13 protein-coding genes and 1 pseudogene are annotated in these 16,193 nt (G+C 57.4%); 4 read left to right on the plus strand and 10 right to left on the minus strand.

The genetic code is table 11. The features are described from left to right. Positions 1-3: 3 nt before the first annotated feature. The 4 genes from ACUVSA_RS06085 to ACUVSA_RS06100 all read right to left on the minus strand — a co-directional run bounded on the left by ACUVSA_RS06085 (position 4) and on the right by ACUVSA_RS06100 (position 2,219). Complete coding sequence (locus ACUVSA_RS06085; RefSeq protein WP_445894156.1) at positions 4-150, minus strand: hypothetical protein; 147 nt, start codon at positions 148-150, stop codon at positions 4-6. Further along, the gene (locus tag ACUVSA_RS06090; protein WP_445894157.1) at positions 137-589 is read right to left on the minus strand and encodes a hypothetical protein; all 453 of its coding nucleotides are present in this window, start codon (positions 587-589) and stop codon (positions 137-139) included. The genes ACUVSA_RS06085 and ACUVSA_RS06090 overlap by 14 nt, the downstream gene beginning before the upstream one ends. Before the next feature lie 106 nt (positions 590-695). Continuing rightward, complete coding sequence (locus ACUVSA_RS06095; RefSeq protein WP_445894158.1) at positions 696-1,238, minus strand: nitroreductase family protein; 543 nt, start codon at positions 1,236-1,238, stop codon at positions 696-698. A 159-nt stretch (positions 1,239-1,397) separates the two neighbouring features. Further along, the gene (locus tag ACUVSA_RS06100) at positions 1,398-2,219 is read right to left on the minus strand and encodes an RluA family pseudouridine synthase (protein WP_445894159.1); all 822 of its coding nucleotides are present in this window, start codon (positions 2,217-2,219) and stop codon (positions 1,398-1,400) included. A 63-nt stretch (positions 2,220-2,282) separates the two neighbouring features. Here ACUVSA_RS06100 and rsmG point away from each other — a divergent pair, with 63 nt between their 5' ends. After that, on the plus strand, positions 2,283-3,743 hold the full coding sequence (gene rsmG / locus ACUVSA_RS06105) for a 16S rRNA (guanine(527)-N(7))-methyltransferase RsmG (protein ID WP_445894160.1): 1,461 nt from the start codon (positions 2,283-2,285) through the stop codon (positions 3,741-3,743). Here rsmG and ACUVSA_RS06110 read toward each other — a convergent pair. Continuing rightward, complete coding sequence (locus tag ACUVSA_RS06110; protein ID WP_445892152.1) at positions 3,740-4,411, minus strand: OmpA family protein; 672 nt, start codon at positions 4,409-4,411, stop codon at positions 3,740-3,742. The two genes, rsmG and ACUVSA_RS06110, sit on opposite strands and share 4 nt — an antisense overlap. Before the next feature lie 356 nt (positions 4,412-4,767). On the opposite strand from ACUVSA_RS06110, the gene ACUVSA_RS06115 reads away from it, so the two are divergent. Continuing rightward, a complete protein-coding gene (locus tag ACUVSA_RS06115) occupies positions 4,768-5,961 on the plus strand; it encodes an MFS transporter (protein ID WP_445894161.1) in 1,194 nt (397 codons plus the stop codon). 526 nt (positions 5,962-6,487) lie between these two features. On the opposite strand, the gene glyS is transcribed toward ACUVSA_RS06115, so the two are convergent. Further along, positions 6,488-8,560 carry a glycine--tRNA ligase subunit beta gene (glyS, locus tag ACUVSA_RS06120; RefSeq protein WP_445894162.1) on the minus strand — a complete coding sequence of 691 codons (2,073 nt, stop codon included), beginning with the start codon at positions 8,558-8,560 and terminating at the stop codon, positions 6,488-6,490. A 52-nt stretch (positions 8,561-8,612) separates the two neighbouring features. After that, the gene (gene glyQ, locus ACUVSA_RS06125; protein WP_445892149.1) at positions 8,613-9,497 is read right to left on the minus strand and encodes a glycine--tRNA ligase subunit alpha; all 885 of its coding nucleotides are present in this window, start codon (positions 9,495-9,497) and stop codon (positions 8,613-8,615) included. 343 nt (positions 9,498-9,840) lie between these two features. Here glyQ and ACUVSA_RS06130 point away from each other — a divergent pair, with 343 nt between their 5' ends. Then, on the plus strand, positions 9,841-11,103 hold the full coding sequence (locus ACUVSA_RS06130) for an efflux RND transporter periplasmic adaptor subunit (RefSeq protein WP_445894163.1): 1,263 nt from the start codon (positions 9,841-9,843) through the stop codon (positions 11,101-11,103). Further along, positions 11,100-12,653 (plus strand): DHA2 family efflux MFS transporter permease subunit, encoded by a 1,554-nt coding sequence (locus tag ACUVSA_RS06135; RefSeq protein ID WP_445894164.1) that lies wholly within the window; start codon positions 11,100-11,102, stop codon positions 12,651-12,653. Before ACUVSA_RS06130 ends, ACUVSA_RS06135 begins: the two co-directional genes overlap by 4 nt. A 27-nt stretch (positions 12,654-12,680) precedes the next feature. Here the strand turns inward: ACUVSA_RS06135 and ACUVSA_RS06140 are convergent. The 3 genes and pseudogenes from ACUVSA_RS06140 to ACUVSA_RS06150 all read right to left on the minus strand — a co-directional run. Further along, positions 12,681-14,549 (minus strand): annotated as a pseudogene (locus ACUVSA_RS06140) (PAS domain S-box protein); the annotation flags it as partial. A gap of 92 nt (positions 14,550-14,641) precedes the next feature. Beyond that, the gene (locus ACUVSA_RS06145; protein WP_445893132.1) at positions 14,642-15,010 is read right to left on the minus strand and encodes a hypothetical protein; all 369 of its coding nucleotides are present in this window, start codon (positions 15,008-15,010) and stop codon (positions 14,642-14,644) included. A 709-nt stretch (positions 15,011-15,719) separates the two neighbouring features. Continuing rightward, positions 15,720-16,193: hypothetical protein (locus tag ACUVSA_RS06150; RefSeq protein ID WP_445894165.1), on the minus strand; the 474-nt coding region annotated here is incomplete at its 5' end.

A 16,193-nucleotide genomic window follows, 5' to 3' on the forward strand; every position in this document is an offset into this window, starting at 1 on the left:
ACTTCAGCGGCTTTGACATAGGTGACGGCATCCACCGGGATTGTAGCAGCGGCTGATGTTGCCGTTGCTGATCATGTGGGTGTAGCGCGCGTCCCCTTCCAAGGTTGTGGTCATGGTGCACTTGGCCCGGCAGTCGTCAATGACGGGCATGATCCTTTGAAAGCCCCATTGCTGGCATTGGGACATGTATTGCTGGGGGGGCATTAGGCGGCGTGACATCCCGGTAAATGCCTTCGACAAGATGGTCGGATGGGTAACAGAGATTGTCGGTGGCCACGATGAACCGTTCCCCGGCTCTCAGGGGATGAGGCGGCGTGATGAGCAGCTTGTGGCGTGCCAGGTCCAGCCGATAGGGCACCGGAACAGCTTCCTGGCCAGGGGTGCCGTGAGCGCACCAGCGCACCGAACGCATCTTCAGGTCCTTGGCATCCAGACGGACTTCCTGAACGGGCTCTAGAGCTCGAAGGTACAGCGTGTTGGACGCTTCCACACGATCTTCAAAGAAACGAATCACGATGTCCATGTGTTCGATGGTGACCGGAAAGGGAAGAAAATCTTCGCGATGATACCGAAACCGTCTGGGGCTCATGAAAAGTGGCTCCTGAACCGATGCGCCAAGGGTGGGGAGAGGCCGACAATGACGTTGCAGTGAAGCGGAAAGCGCGGGCGAGCCGCCCGCGCCATGCTGTGAGGTCCTAGAATTTTTCGTAATGGGTGAATTCTTCGATTTCCCGTCGCTTCGGAGGCGAGGGCACCTTGGATGGATATCCCAGGGGCAGCAGCACCACCAGTTCGTAGCCTTCGGGAACCCCGAGGATTTCTTTGGCCTTGTCGTGGTCGAACAGGCCCACGACCACGGTGCCCAGTCCTGCATCGGCGGCGGCCAAGCAGAAGTTTTGAGTGGCGATACCCAGATCAAACATGAACCAGTCCCCGAACTTGGTGGTTTTTTCACCTTTGTAGTAGCCGGCGCTTTGCAGCTTGCCGCACAGGGCCACCACCACAGGGGCCGCCGTGATGGATTTGGTGGCCGGATTGCCTTTGGTCAAGGTTTCCTGAAGCTTCGCTTTGGTTTCCGGATGGCGCACAACGATCACTTCCCAACACTGAGTGTTGGCCCAGGACTGCGACCACTTGACGGCATCCAGAACCTTTTGAAGCAATGCGTCGGGAACATCCTTGTCTTCGAAGTTTCGAATGCTGCGTCGGGAACGAATCACGTCCATCAATTCGGCCATGGGTATCCTCCTCATTAGATGTAAAAGCGGGAAAACAAGCCACTGAACCATGCAGCATTGTTTCACAAAAGCTACCTTGTGACAAGAACACCGTCTTGTGGGCAGACCGCCGCCCCAGCCGTTGGGCTGAATAGGGGCGCCATCATGCACCTGTCGCCTTCAACTGAGATCAGGCTCGTACTGACACCAATGCCACAAGGGTCGAACAGTGTTCGGGAAAGAGGCATCGTCCATGTCCTTAGGGTTCCAGGTCCAGTTGAAAGGAATGGGGCAGGAAATCTCCACGGCTTCACCCTTGGTCGGGTGGGGCACGATCAGTTTCCAGGCATGCAATGCAATGGCGCGATGCGGCAGGGTGGAGGGCGCGCCGTAGCGCACATCGCCCACAATGGGACAGCCCTCATGAGCCAATTGGGCTCGAATCTGATGTTTTCGGCCTGTCTTAAGTTGCACGGCAAGCAAAGAGCGTTGCTCGGCGCAGGCCAGGGTCCTGTAGTGGAGTTCGGCCCGTTGCGTGCCGGGCGTTTCTGTAGGAAGGACGGCTACTCCTCCCGCCTTCCGCCGTGCCAGCCCGTGAACAAGGGTCGCGGAACCGCTGTTCGGGCGGCCTTCCACCACGGCCAGATAGATCTTTATCGCGCGGTTTTCACGAAACACAGCGCTCAATCGTGACGCTGCCTTAGTGGTTCGAGCAAAGAGGACGAGGCCGGAAACGGGTCGATCCAAGCGGTGCACAAGGCCGACAAAAACGTTACCCGGTTTTTGAAACCGGTCCTTGATCCAGCTTCTGGTCAGGTCCAAAAGACATGGGTCTGCGGTGAGATCACCTTGAACCAAAAGCCCGGCGGGCTTATAAACGGCAAGAAGATGATTGTCGACATACAACACAGGCCAGCGGGGATGCAGGAACACTGTGGGTTGCTGAAGCGTCCCAGAGGGCGAGCGCCACGGCGTGATATGCCCATCATTGTGACAATTCATGGTGTGTCCCCAAAGGAAAAACCCGCGACGGACCTGGCACGAGAAAGGAAAAGCAGCCTCTTCATGGCGCAACGATCGATCCCCCAGGCTTTGAGGCCGAGCCCACAAGCTCTGGCCTTCATTCTAGAACAAAGCGGCGTGCAGGCGAGTGCTCAGCAAGTGCACCAGCTATGGACATATCATCAATGGTTGAGAAGGCACAATGTTGAACTCAATTTGACTCGGGTGCACAACTTCCACAACATGGTTCGAAAACTCTACCTGGATTCCATCCTGCCCGGCCTGATGATCCCTTTGCCTTCGCCCCTTTTGGACCTGGGCACAGGGCCCGGCATGCCGGGCATTCCCCTGAAGATTTTTCACCCGGGCCTTGAACTGGTGCTAGGGGAAAGCCGTCAGCATCGCGTTCGGTTTTTGCACGAGGTCTGTGAGGCCCTTGGGCTTGAAAAGGTTTTTATTGAAGGGCGCCGTATCGGGCCGTCATATGATCGCCCTGTGCGCGGTGTCATTACGCGGGCCGTGGAATCGATGGCGGAAACCATGGAACGCATCGAAGGGTGTCTGGAAAAAGGGGGGCGGCTCATTTTCATGAAAGGTCCCCATTGTGACCACGAACTGGAACGCGCTGTGCGGCTTTTTAACGGGCGTTTTGCTTTGATGGAGGATCGCGCCTACCTGATTCCAGGGACGCCGCATCGACGTCGCCTGGTGGTTTTTGTCAGGCTCAGCGAGCGCGCTGCGCTCGTGCGTCAGGCGGCCTCCGCTGCAGGGCGCCACAAGCGCATCGCGAGTTTTGACAATGTGGATTTCAAAATGCTTCAGAGGGCCTTAACCCCAAAGGGGATTCGAAAGGAAGGGCTGTGCCTGGTGAGCGGCGCCAAGGTGATTCGCGATGTTCTGAAGTTTCAGCCGAACCTGGTCCGGGCCTGGATTTCGGTGGCCGGTGGGCCAGCGCCCCCTTCGGCCTGTAGAGAGCATGTCACCTGGCTGGAACTGGAAAGGCCTCTTTTTGAGGCGCTGGATATCTTTGGCACAGGTCATCCTCTGTTGCACGTCCAGGTGCCGGCCATTCCGTCCTGGACACCGGCCGATGGTCTGAGCTTGGGTTGTACGCTTTTTGTGCCGTTTCAGGACCCGGAAAACGTGGGAGCGGTGGTGCGCACGGCGGCGGCCTTTGGCGTCACCGCCGTGGTGCTCCTTAAAGAAAGTGCACACCCGTTTCATCCCAAGGCCGTACGAGCTTCGGCAGGGGCTGTCTTTCGACTGCGGATGTTTTTCGGGCCTTCCGCTTCCGATCTGCCCACGACACTGCCCATGATCGCCTTGTCCCAAGATGGCCGCCCCTTGAATCAGGTGAACTTTCCAGAATCCTTTGGACTGCTGGCTGGGTTGGAGGGACCGGGGCTTCCGGAACCATGGAGGCGCCGGGCTGTCGCCATTCCCATGGCTCCGAGCATGGAATCTTTGAACGCCGCCACGGCCACCGCGGTGGCCCTCTATGAATGGCGACGTCGCATTGGCTAGCCCTGCACGGGTGTGATGAGAATGGTGACGCGGCGGTTGAGCTGACGACCCGCTTCTGAATCGTTGGACGCAATGGGACGCGTTTCCCCGTAGCCGATGGTGCTGATGCGGGCCGGATGGACCCCGCGGCTGACCAAGGCCTCTTTGACGCTCAAGGCACGCCTTTCGGACAATTGCTGGTTGTACTGAAGGGATCCAATGGCGTCCGTATGGCCTTCCACAGTGATGCGGGTTTCAGGATAGCGGTTGAGCACCTGAGCCACTCGATCCAATTCACTGGAGGCGCCCGGTTTCAAAGTGGACGAATCGAAATCAAAAAGCACATCGGATTTGAACGTCACCACCAGCACATCCTGTGTACGCTGAATGTTGGCGGCTTCCGTGGCCGCGAGGGCTTGACGCATTTCCTGCTCCTGCCGATCCATGTAACTGCCGATCATTCCTCCGGCAACGCCGCCCACAAGGGCTCCGGCGGCGGCGCCGATCAGTGTGGATTGTGTGTTGCGTCCAATGGCCTGTCCCAGAACCGCCCCGGTAGCGGCGCCAACACCGGTGCCGACGAGCGCCCCCTGTTCCGTTCTGTTTCGAGGCGCCGCGCAGGACGTCACGGCCAAAGCGGCGATGAGGCCAAGAGCAATCCACAATGTCGATGGCTGACGTTGCATCATTTTCTGTCCTCCCAGGTTCGCACCACGCTGATCCATAGCGTATATTTATTAAGTCCAACACAGCCCCACGTCAAAAGCGACATAACGCGCATCTGGCGGTTAACCCAAGGCCCTCATGGGGCTCGTTGCCGTCCTGATGCTGGAGATACCCGGTGGTCAATTTGTTGGCGCGTCGCGGGGTAACGATTCACGGGGTGCATCGCTTGCACAAAATGACTTCTGCCAGTGGCTTGCGCCGGCGCTTTCGATTCCGGGGGTGCAGTGCCCGGTCGCAAGAATCTTGCGCCCCACGGTCGATGAGGTAAAGTAGCGCTTTTCAAACGAAGGCTCGTTACTGAGGAGGTTTTGAAAATTTCATGAAACCCCGTGCCGTGACTGCCTTGAACCTCCCTTTTCCCGCGCGGCTCATGACCTTTCCCTTGTGCGGATTCTTGTACACGGCGGTGCTGTGGATGATGTTTTCTTTTCTTCCCGTGCATCTGAAGTCCCGTGGCCTTTCCGACGCCATGGTGGGTGTGGTCATGGGATTCTATTCCATTTCAGCCCTGGTTTTGATGATCCCCCTGGGGGTTTTGTCTGACAGGGTGAGTCCAAAAAGGGTGCTTCTTGGTGGAGCGGTTCTTCTTTTCATGCATCTGGTTGGGCTTCGCATTGCCCAGGCGTGGTACGCTTTCCTTGCCCTGGCCGTTCTGGGTGGGCTCTCGTGGGCCATTTTTCAAACCGTGCTGCTGGCGCTTTTTCTCAAAGTTGTTTCACCGACACAACTCGGCGTCAAAATTGCCGTGTACCAAATGGGAAGTTACCTGGGCTTCGGCTTGGGACCCCTCCTTGCGGGAAGTTTGTGGGGCGATGCGGATTACGTGCGCATGCTAGGATTTGCCGTGGCTGGAGCCGCTCTGTTGATCGTCCTGGTGCTGACCTTGCAGGACAGCGATCCTATTCGGTTTAACCTGGGAGATTACCGTAAAGACTTGAAACAACCAAGGGCTCTGGTCTTCTTGGCCGTGTGGATGCTTTATGCCACCCATTTCGGTGTCGAACAGACATCCTACACGCTGCTCATGAGGCATGACTTGGGTTTTACCAGTGCCCAAGTGGGTTGGACCTATATGGCCGTGGGGTTATGGATGGCCGTGATGGCTCCGGCCACAGGTCGAGGCTTTGATGCGCGCCAGAGCGTCGTGTGGCTGTTGGCTCTGGGACTCGTGATTTCCTCCATTTTTCAGGGCCTGACCGCTTATGCCCAGGCGCCTTCTCAAATGATTGCCGTCCGCGTCATGCACACCACCGGGGATGTGCCGGTAATTCTGGCCATGGGCATCATGACGGCGGCTTTTTTCCCTCAAGGGAGATTGGGAGGTCATTCGGCGGTGGTGTATGCCGTGAGAACCTTGGGGGTGTTTGTCGGCAATTATGCGGCAGGCCTGGTCATTCCTTTGGTGGGCTACCGAGGCACCTTTGTGGCCAGCGGTGTTTTGGTTCTGGTGGGCAGCTTGGTGTTGTTGCCCTGGATTCGACGTGTGCTGCACATGCAGGAGCCTTCGGCGTAAATGGCTTTGGCGTCCCCGACGCTCGAGGTGCTGCGCTCTTGAACTTTCGGCGGCGGCATGCGCGCTTTTGCCTGAAAAAGAGCGGCATACAAGGGCACCTTTGGCGAAAATTCGCATTCTTGAAGGGACATCTTGAAGCCGACCTTTGGAGAATCGGGGCATCGGAAACTTTCGGTCAGCGTAGAGGCACCGTGCGGCGCTTTTTCGGCTACACAAGGAGCGCGGCCGACAGCGGTTTCGCCACGTCCTTTCGGCTTAAGGCAGTGGGATCGGCGCACGGCGCGATAAGGAATCGCGGCTTGCTCCGCTCCTCTTAAGGCATTCTCGGACATGTTCATCGGAAGCCTGTCCGAGAATGCTGATTTTGGGCTAACGCAGCCTTGTGACGTGTTGAAAGTGCCAGGCCGCAAAGCGTAAGAAGTGGATTTTCCGTCACGCTCGTAGGGAAGCGGCTGGGTCTGTCGGAAAAGGGTGGTTTTCCAACACTAATGCATCGGGGCGGACCCATAAGTCCGCCCTCTATGTTTTAGCCTGTCTGGATTTTTCTGAAATCGGCGATGCGGTTGAACAGTTCATGAACGGCCGTGAGCAGAGCCAGCCGGTTTCGGCGCACCGCCTCATCGGGATCCATGACCAAGACGGCGTCAAAGAAGGCGTCAATGGGGTCTTTTAAGGCGGTGAGGCTTTCCAAGGCACCGGCGTAATCGCCACGTGAGACTTTGTCCGCCACATCCGTGTGCACCCGGTCGTAGGCTTCACAAAGTCCCTGTTCTGCAGGCACCGCCAAAGCCTCCGGCCGCACAGGGTGCCGTTCTCCCTCCTTGATGATGTTTCCCACCCGCTTAATCGCCATGGCCAGCGCCTCGAAATCGTCTCGCCGTGTGAAATCGGCCAGCGCCCTGACCCGCAAAACCGCGTCGGCGGGATAAGCGATACCCGAGGCCAGGGCGGCTTCCACAATATCCTGAGCGTATCCTTCCTGAGTGACCAGATGATGATGAAGCCGCCCCCGGAAAAAGTCCAAAACACCTTTTTTCACGGTATCGGCTGGTTCGGTCATCTTGGAGCGCAGCAGCGGCAGAGCTTGATCGATGAGTTCTTCAAGGGAAAAGCGCAGTTGTTTTTCCAGAATGATGCGAAGAATGCCCAAGGTTTGACGGCGCAGGGCAAAGGGGTCGGCGGTGCCTGTGGGCAACAGCCCCACGCCGAAACAGCCTACGATGGTGTCCATCTTATCGGCGATACTGAGCACCGTCCCTTCCGGCCCTTCCGGCAAAGGACCTCCTGCACGAATGGGCAGGTAGTGTTCGTAGATGGCCTGAGCCACCGGCTCCGGTTCCCCTTGCAGCCGCGCGTAGGCTCGGCCCATGACACCCTGCAATTCCGGAAATTCGCCCACCATGCCGCTCACCAGATCCGCTTTGCACAGCAGAGCCGCCCGCCGCACATTGTCCATACATTGAGGGCAGAGCCTTTCACAGAGCCATATGGCCAGTTGCGTGAAACGCTCCACCTTTTCCCAGCTGGTGCCGAGTTTGGCGTGAAACACCACAGTTTTCAGAGCTTCGGCCCGATCTTCCAGACGCACCTTCTGATCTTCTTCATAGTAAAAGCGGGCGTCTTCCAGTCGAGCGCGCACCACGCGGGCGTTACCAGCCGCGACCAGATCGGGGTTTCTGGGGACCGTGTTGGCGACGGTGACAAAATGGGCCTTCAGGTTTCCCGCGTCGTCCACCACGGCAAAATAGCGCTGATGCTCCTTCATGACCGTGATGAGCAGTTCGGGAGGCAGAGTCAGGTATTTGTCTTCAAAGGAACCGAGAAGGGGAAAGGGGTATTCCACTAGGTGCGCCACCTCGTCCAGGAGGTCCTCGTCTTCCAAAATGCGCCCACCAATGGAAGCCGCTTTTTCCTGAATACCTTCCATGATGAGCCGTCTGCGCTCCGCCGTGTCAACGATAACCTTGTGCCGCCGAAGGTTTTCGCGATGGTCGGAGAAATTGCGCACCTCGATCCATTGAGGGCTCATGAACCGGTGCCCAAAGGAAAGGCGGCCACTGCGCACATTGCCGTAACGAAAATCCACCACCTCCTGTCCCAGAAGGCACACAATCCAGTGCACGGGCCGCGCAAAGGTGACGGAAAGATTTGCCCAGCGCATGGACTTGGGAAAGGGAATGTGGGCCACAAAGTCGGGGAGCATACGTTCCAGTAGGTCTTTTGTGGGGCCTCCGGCTTCCTCTCTCATCAGCGTCACGTATTCGCCCTTGGGGGTGGCTTTGACGGTCAGTTGGGACACGTCGATGCCTTGGTTCTTGGCAAACCCTTCGGCCGCCTTGGTGGGGCGCCCTTGGGCGTCAAAAGCCAGGGACTTGGGCGGTCCGATGATTTCCACCACCGTGGGTTTCTGCCGTTCGGCCACGTCGGGTATCCACAGACACAAACGGCGCGGCGTGCCGGTGGTGAACGGCTCACCGTGGGCGATGCGATGATCGTCCAAGAATCGCACCATCTGCTGCGCCATGGATTCCAAGGCCGCAGAAATATAGCCTGCTGGAATTTCTTCGCTGCCGATTTCCAAGTAAAATTCTTGTCCCATACGGTCCCTCATTTTCTTCTGCAATGAAAATCGATGGCACCTCGCAGACCTGTCAGTCCCCGAAGGCTTTTTTGGTCAGCAGGGGATACCCCATGGCTTCCCTTTGGGAGGCATAGCCGTGGGCGGCCAGTCGCGCCAAATTGCGCACGCGTGCGATATAGTTGGTGCGTTCCGTGACACTGATGGCGCCGCGGGCATCCAGTAGATTGAACACATGGGAGCACTTGAGGCAGTAGTCGTAGCAGGGAAGCACCAAGCCGCGTTCGGACATGCGCAAGGATTCCTTTTCGTACATGTTGAACAGTTCCAAAAGCATGGAGACGTCGGCTTCCTCAAAGTTGTAATGGGACCATTCCACCTCACCCTTGTGGTGCACGTCGCCGTAGGTGACGCCCCCAGCCCATTGAAGATCGTAGACATTGTCCACGCCTTGCAGATACATGGCGATGCGTTCCAGGCCGTAGGTGAGTTCCACGCACACAGGCGAAAGATTGATACCGCCCGCCTGCTGAAAGTAAGTAAACTGGGTGATTTCCATGCCGTCCAGCCACACTTCCCAACCTAGGCCGGACGCCCCCAGTGTGGGGGATTCCCAGTCGTCTTCCACGAAACGAATGTCATGATCCAGGGGATCGATCCCAAAGCTTTTCAAGCTTTCCAAGTAAATTTCTTGGCTGTTCGGCGGGGAAGGTTTCAAGATCACCTGGTATTGGTAGTAATGCTGCAACCGGTTCGGGTTTTCTCCGTACCGGCCGTCTGTGGGTCTTCGGGACGGCTCCACGTAGGCCACCTTCCAAGGTTCCGGACCCAAAACGCGAAGGAACGTAGCGGGGTTGAAGGTTCCCGCGCCCACTTCCACGTCGTACGGCTGCTGAATAACGCACCCTCTTTCAGACCAAAAGGCGTTTAAGGCGTGAATAAGTTCCTGAAACGTCATGACGACTCCTTCCTCGTGCAAGATGGCCCTGCAGCAAAAAAGCTCTAAAAAAAGCGGCCCCTTCAATCGGGATGTCTCATTCAAAAAACCTTGTAAACTTCGATCTCTAATGGGCAACAGAAAGATCTGTCAAGGGAAAAGCTGGGACGTGTTCTCCGGGCGTTACAGCGTCACGAAGCTCCCATGTGGTCAAGAAATCTTTGTGTCTTCTCCACGGTTTTTTCCGTTGACCTTTCCCGCGCCAACGGGCCATAGACATGAAGAGTGCGGGGCGGCGTTTTGGTGCTTCACGAAATCATTGGCAAAGATACAAGGAGGCGCGACAAAGGATATGGCCGAGCGCATGCCGCAGAGCATCCCGGTGCAGGCGCCCGTCAAGGCGCCTCGGAATAACAAACAGTTTTTCAAGCGGGTCTTTGCTGGTGTGGTGCTGACCGGCCTGGTCGTCGGGGCGCTCTACTGGTGGATCTTTCTTCGAAACAAGGAAACCACGGACAACGCCTACGTTGTGGCCGATGCCGCCGCAGTTTCTGCGCGCATTCCCGGAACCGTAGCCGCTGTGCTTGTGGAAAACGACGATCCCGTCGTGCAAGGCCAGGTTCTCATCGAACTGGATATGGCGGATGAGCAGGCTCGGGTGCAAGAGGTGGAGGCGGCTTTGTTGAGAGTTCAGGCGGACATTCATGCGGCGCGGGTCACCATAGAATATGTGGAAGCCGCGACGCAGGCTGAGGTGAGCGCCGCGGAGGCTTCCGTTAAAGCCGCCCTGGCCCAGGTGCAGGCGGCCCGTGAAAAGGTATCGGAAGAGGCCCAGGACCACGAAGCGGTGCTTGCGGAATATCGGCATGCCAAGCGGGACTGGGAACGCTATGATGTCTTGGCTGCTCAAGGTGCTTCATCCGTGCGGGATCGGGATCGCATGAAGACGGCCCTGAGGAAGTCGCAGGCGGCCCTAGGGGCGTCCGAGGCACGCCTTCGATCGGCTGAAGCGGCTTTGGAGGCGGCGCGCAAGGAAGCGGCCATGGCTGAGGCTCGGTTTGAAGAAGCTCGAGCGGGCCGTTTGCGTGTGCGCGTGGAGCAGGAACGGCTCAAGGCCCTTTTGGCCCATGCCAAAGAATTGGAAGCGCGACGAGACATGGCGCAATTGAACCTCTCGTACTGCCGCATTGTCGCCCCCATAGCGGGTTATGTGGCTCAGAAAAAAGTTCAGGTGGGCGAACGCCTTCTTCCCGGGCAGCCAGTTCTGGCCGTGGTGCCGCTCCACGACGCGTACGTGGAAGCCAATTTCAAGGAAACTCAAGTGGAGCACATTCGCATTGGCCAGCCAGTGCACATTCGAGCCGACTGTTATCCCGGACGACGCTTTTCCGGAACGGTGGAAGGGATTCGAGCGGGAACGGGTGCCGCCTTTTCTTTGTTTCCTCCGGAAAATGCCACGGGCAATTGGATCAAGATCACGCAACGCGTGCCGGTGAAGATTCGGCTCACCGATCCCTTTTCTCTGGAATACCCACTGCGGCTGGGCTTTTCCTTGAAGGTCACCGTGGACACATCCAACCGTAGCGGGCCGAGGTTGCGCGTGCCTGCGCAAAGGGCGTCCCGATGACCGCCACGCATCCGGACAGGCGCAAGTGGGCCATTGCCCTGACGGTGATTATTCCCACCTTCATTGAGGTGATGGACACGAGTGTCGTCAACGTGTCCTTACCACACATCCAGGGCAGCTTGAACGCGGGTCTGGATGAAGTCACCTGGGTGCTCACGTCGTATCTTGTTTCCAATGCCATCATTATTCCCATCACGGGTTGGTTGGCCAGCCTCTTTGGGCGGCGCATTTACCTGTTGTTTTCCATCGTTGTGTTCACGTTGAGTTCGGTTTTGTGCGGCGCGGCGCCGTCGCTGGAGGTGCTTGTCATGGCCCGCGTGCTTCAGGGGCTTGGGGGTGGTGGGCTTCAGCCCTTGTCTCAGGCCATTTTGTTGGAAACCTTTCCCGTGCGGGAACACGGTGTGGCCATGGCGGTTTTTGGTATGGGCGTAGTGTTTGCCCCCATTCTCGGGCCGGTCCTGGGCGGCTTCATTACCGACAATTGGTCTTGGCGCTGGGTCTTCTATATTAATGTGCCCATGGGGTTCTTGGCCGTCTTTATGGCTGGGCTTTTTGTGCATGATCCCCCGTACATTCGAGCGCACGCGGGGCGCATCGACCGTTGGGGCCTGGCTCTGCTCACGGTGGGGTTGGGCTGCCTGCAGGTGGTGCTGGACAAAGGACAACGGGAGGACTGGTTCGCCTCGCACTTCATTGTCACCCTGACCATTATCGCTGTGGTGGCCTTGGCGGCCTTCATCGTGGTGGAACTCCGCGTACCTCATCCCGTCGTGAATCTGCGCGTGTTCAAGGACGCCACCTTTGCTGCGGGCAACTTCACCATGTTTACAGGGTATTTTTGCCTCTTTGGAAGCATCGTTCTGTTGCCGCTGTACCTGCAAAACCTCATGGGCTATACGGCCCTGTGGGCTGGTTTGGTGCTCGGCCCCGGCGGGCTGGCGAGCCTCATGATCATGCCCGTGGCGGGCATGCTCATGAAACGGGGTGTTGGGCCCAACCGCCTTCTAGCCGTGGGGCTTGCCCTGGCTGCCGTAGCCCTGAGCCTCATGTCCCGACTGAATCTGCAGGCTGACTTTTTTTCTGCAGCCTGGCCTCGCATCGTGCAGGCTCTGGGCATGGGACTTTTCTTCGTGCCCCTATCCGCCGCCACGTACGTGAATATTCCTCGAGAACACATGGGCAATGCCACAGGCATCTTCAACCTGCTGCGCAACCTCGGCGGAAGCTTTGGGGTAGCCTTCAGCACCACGGTGTTGTCCCAACGCTCCCAGTGGCACCAGAACATGCTCGTGGACCAGCTCACGCCCTTTGACCTTTCCCTTCGACGAGCCATGGACAAGATGCTGACCCTCATGGGAGGGGACTGGTCATCCTTTTACGATCGTCAACTGGCGCTGGCGAGCATTTACGGAGAGACTTCGCGGCAGGCTTCCATGATGGCCTTTAATGACACCTTTTGGCTTTTCGCTTGGTTTACCGCCGCCTTGGTCCCTCTGACCTTTGTCATGCGTGGTCCTCGAAAGCCCCACGCGGTGGTCATGAAGCCTTGAGGGCCTGGGCGATTTTTTTACCAGGGCGTCCACCGAATAGGGCTTGGCCAGAAAATCTAAGGCTCCGGGCATGAGGATGTCCTGAATGGAGTCGTTGGCCGAAAAGCCGCTGGTCACAATGACCTTTGCGTCGGGACGAAGGGTCAGAAGCTTTTCCAGACATTTTCGACCGCCCATGCCGGGCATGATCAAGTCGAGAAGGACCACGTCGATTTTGGGCCCTTCATGAGCGTAAATATTCAGAGCCTCTTCGCCGTCGGCGGCTGTGAGCACGCGATATCCAATACATTCAAGCATTTCCCGTCCTGAGGCCCGCAAAGATTCCTCATCGTCCACAAGCAGCACCGTGGCTTGGGAAAGTGGCGCGGCAAGAGTCTTCTTTTGAGGGGAATCGTGCGTGTCCGGAGCCTGGTGGGGCAGGGCAGGAAAGAGGCAGTCGAAGCGCGTGCCTTGCCCTGGAAGGCTGTGGCAGAGCACCGTTCCGTGATGGTTGGCCATAATGCCATAAACCATGGAAAGACCCAAACCCGTGCCGGATCCCGGCGGCTTGGTGGTGAAAAACGGTTCAAAGATCCGTTCACGCACAGCCTCCGGTATGCCTTTTCCAGTGTCCTCCACGCTCACGCACACGTAGGATCCCGGTTTCAGAGCGGAAGTGTGCCCTTCGGGGATCGTCAACCGCCGTGTTTTGAGCGTCAGAGTTCCGCCGTCGGGCATGGCGTCCTTGGCGTTCACGGCCAGGTTCATGATCACCTGGGCCACCTGGGATGGATCGGCGTGCACGGCGGGGAGATCGGCGACGGTATCCAGTCGCACGGTGATCATCTTGGGCAAAGTGCGGGACAAGATGTCGTGCAACTTGGTCAGTTCACGGTTTAAGTTCACGCATTCAAGATGGGGTTCCATCTTACGGCTTAAGGTAAGGAGGTTGCGGGTCAGTTCGCGGCCGCGGTGGACCGCGTCGAAGATCTTTTGCAGCCGGAGCCGCTCGCTGTCACTGCAGTCGGCCCGATTGGCCAAAAGTTCTGCATAGCCTTGAATCGTTTGCAAGAGGTTATTGAAATCGTGGGCGATGCCACCGGCCAAAGTGCCCACGGCTTCCATCTTTTGGGCGTGGGCCAGCTGGGTTTCCAGCTCCTTTTCTCGAGTGAAATCCCGTGCGAAATTGAGGGTGGCCGGCTTGCCGTCCCATTGCACAACAATGGCATTGTTATTGATCCACAGGGTTCGGCCCTGCTTGGAAAGGGCGCGCACCGTGGAAACGGCGGCAACGGATTCACCGTGAAGACGTTTTCGATGCCGAGTGACCACTGCGTCTCGATCTTCCGGGTAAAGCAATTGGGCGATGTGAAGGTTTGCGATTTCTTCGTCCGTGTAGCCGCACAACTCCCGAAACGTGGGATTCCAGAAAACAACACGTTCGCCTTGAACAACGAAAACGGCGTCGTTGGAATGGTCCACAATGAGGCGGTATTTTACGTCCATGTCACGCAGGGCGCGTTCCGCTTGCTTGCGACCTGTAATGTCCCTGTAACTGGCATAGATGGCGACCATTTTTCCTTCGATAAAGATGGGGGCCGCGGTGATGGCCACGTCCACCAGGGAGCCGTTCTTGCGTTCCCGGCGGGTTTCCACTTCAAAGGAAAATCCTTGAAGTGCTTTGGCGGAAAGGCTTTCCGCATCGACGCGCATACACGTCGGCGCCACGAGATCGTTGATGAAGGCGCCGCGCGCTTCCTCTGCCGCGTGTTGAAAGCGGTTTGTGAAAGCGCGATTGATCAAGATGACCCGGTCGTAGGCATCCAATATGGCTACGGCGTCGGGACTGTAAACGAAAATGGCTTCATAGTAAGCTTTCTGCAGGCGAAGGTCGCGTTCGATTTCGTGTGGGTTCATGAGATTCCTCGAGCACTACAAAGTCGAGCTTTTTCCAAAGTCCTCGCACGCATATCACGAAACCAAACCACGGTGCCAGAGATAAATTGCCATCAGGAGGAAATAAGGGCTCGAAGCTTGCTGATCAGCAACTTGCCGTCCTTGGGTTCCAGATGCCATCGAACTAAGCAATCCATGTGGGATTCTTTCAGCACATCCAGGCAGAAGGCTTGAAAGTAGCCGTCAGGAACGGCTTTATGAAAGGCCTCCATATCGGAGGCTCGGTGAATTTTCCATCCTTCAAAGGGTTCATAGACCGCTTCAAAGGTGATCTCATGCCGGCGCTCCAGTTGCAGCCGCCCCTGAAAAGTCAAAAAGAAGAACCGACGCCTTTTGGCTCGGGCCGTCACCGACGAGGTCTGTTCCAGAATGTAAGCCATTGAGCGATGACCGTACCTGTGCGATTCTGTGCCACGTTCCATGCTTCGGGTGCCCCACCGACATCACTGTCATAATCGTCAGCATGGGCGGAACGCTTGAGCAAAAGAAGAAGCGTTGCAAACGGCGGCCTAAAAGCCTTGACTCGCCGGGGGAACGTTACGGAAATCAGCTCTTGACAGCCCATAAAGCGCCATGCGAGCGAGCGTTTCGTGGATTTTGAAGAATGACTGCAACCGGTCATGGGCTACGTGAACGACGCCCGATGCATGGTGGAGAGCGGGGCTGCGGAAACGGGGGGCATGAGCGAAAGAGGCTTGGCGTCCATTCTGAGTTACCTGTGAAAAGTCAGCGCCCTGGTGCACGCGCCTTGGACGAGCTGGAAAGCTCGCCCAACCCTTCAGGAGTCCACGGAGCCACAGCAGGCGGGACAAGGATTTGAAAGCGGTCTGCGATCGCTGTGCTATCCTGGGGGCTCACCACGCAGCAGCGATGCAGGGAAGGCTTACCCGTGTATGCTGTTGAAGGGACGATCTTATGGTCTTTACGCCCACGGACGGAGATAGAGGGCAGGCGCTTCGACGGGACTTGCCTACATTTTTTAGGGGGGTGCCGAAAAAATCGCCGCCGGAAAGGCTTGTGGGAAGGTGAAGATCCTTTGCCCTGACGGGTGATGATCTTCGGTCCGCCCGGAAACTCCCGGACCGCGACAGGATTCTTTGCCTTAACGGGCGATGGTCTTGGGGTTGGCGTTTAAGCAACCTTGCGCTTGAGTTCTTCCACGTCCTTCTCCAAGGATACCAAACGCTTCTTAAATTCCTCGTATTCCTCACGTCGAACAATAGCTTCCCAGATGCGATCCAGTCGGGAGTGGGTTCTGTCGCTGCGGTGGATGAGATCCGTGTGTAATCCGTCCATGCGCAGGGTCAGTTCCTGACGCACCGTATCCATGCGCTGTGTGAGTTCCTCACGGACGCCTTCGATGCGTTGGGTGAGTTCTTCCCGCACGGCCTCAATACGCTGAGTCAGTTGTCCACGAACGGCGTCCATGCGCTGGTTAAGTTCTTCCCGCACAGTCTCAATGTCCTGGTTAAGTTCTTCGCGCACAGTATCGATGCGCTGGGAGAGTTGTTCTCGAACGGCGTCAATGCGATTATTTGTTTCATCGATGCGTCGGCTTTGGTCCACCAAGTGCGCGTTCACATCGTCTAGGCGTTTGTTGACACC

It is taken from the genome of Desulfosoma sp. (assembly GCF_052743555.1).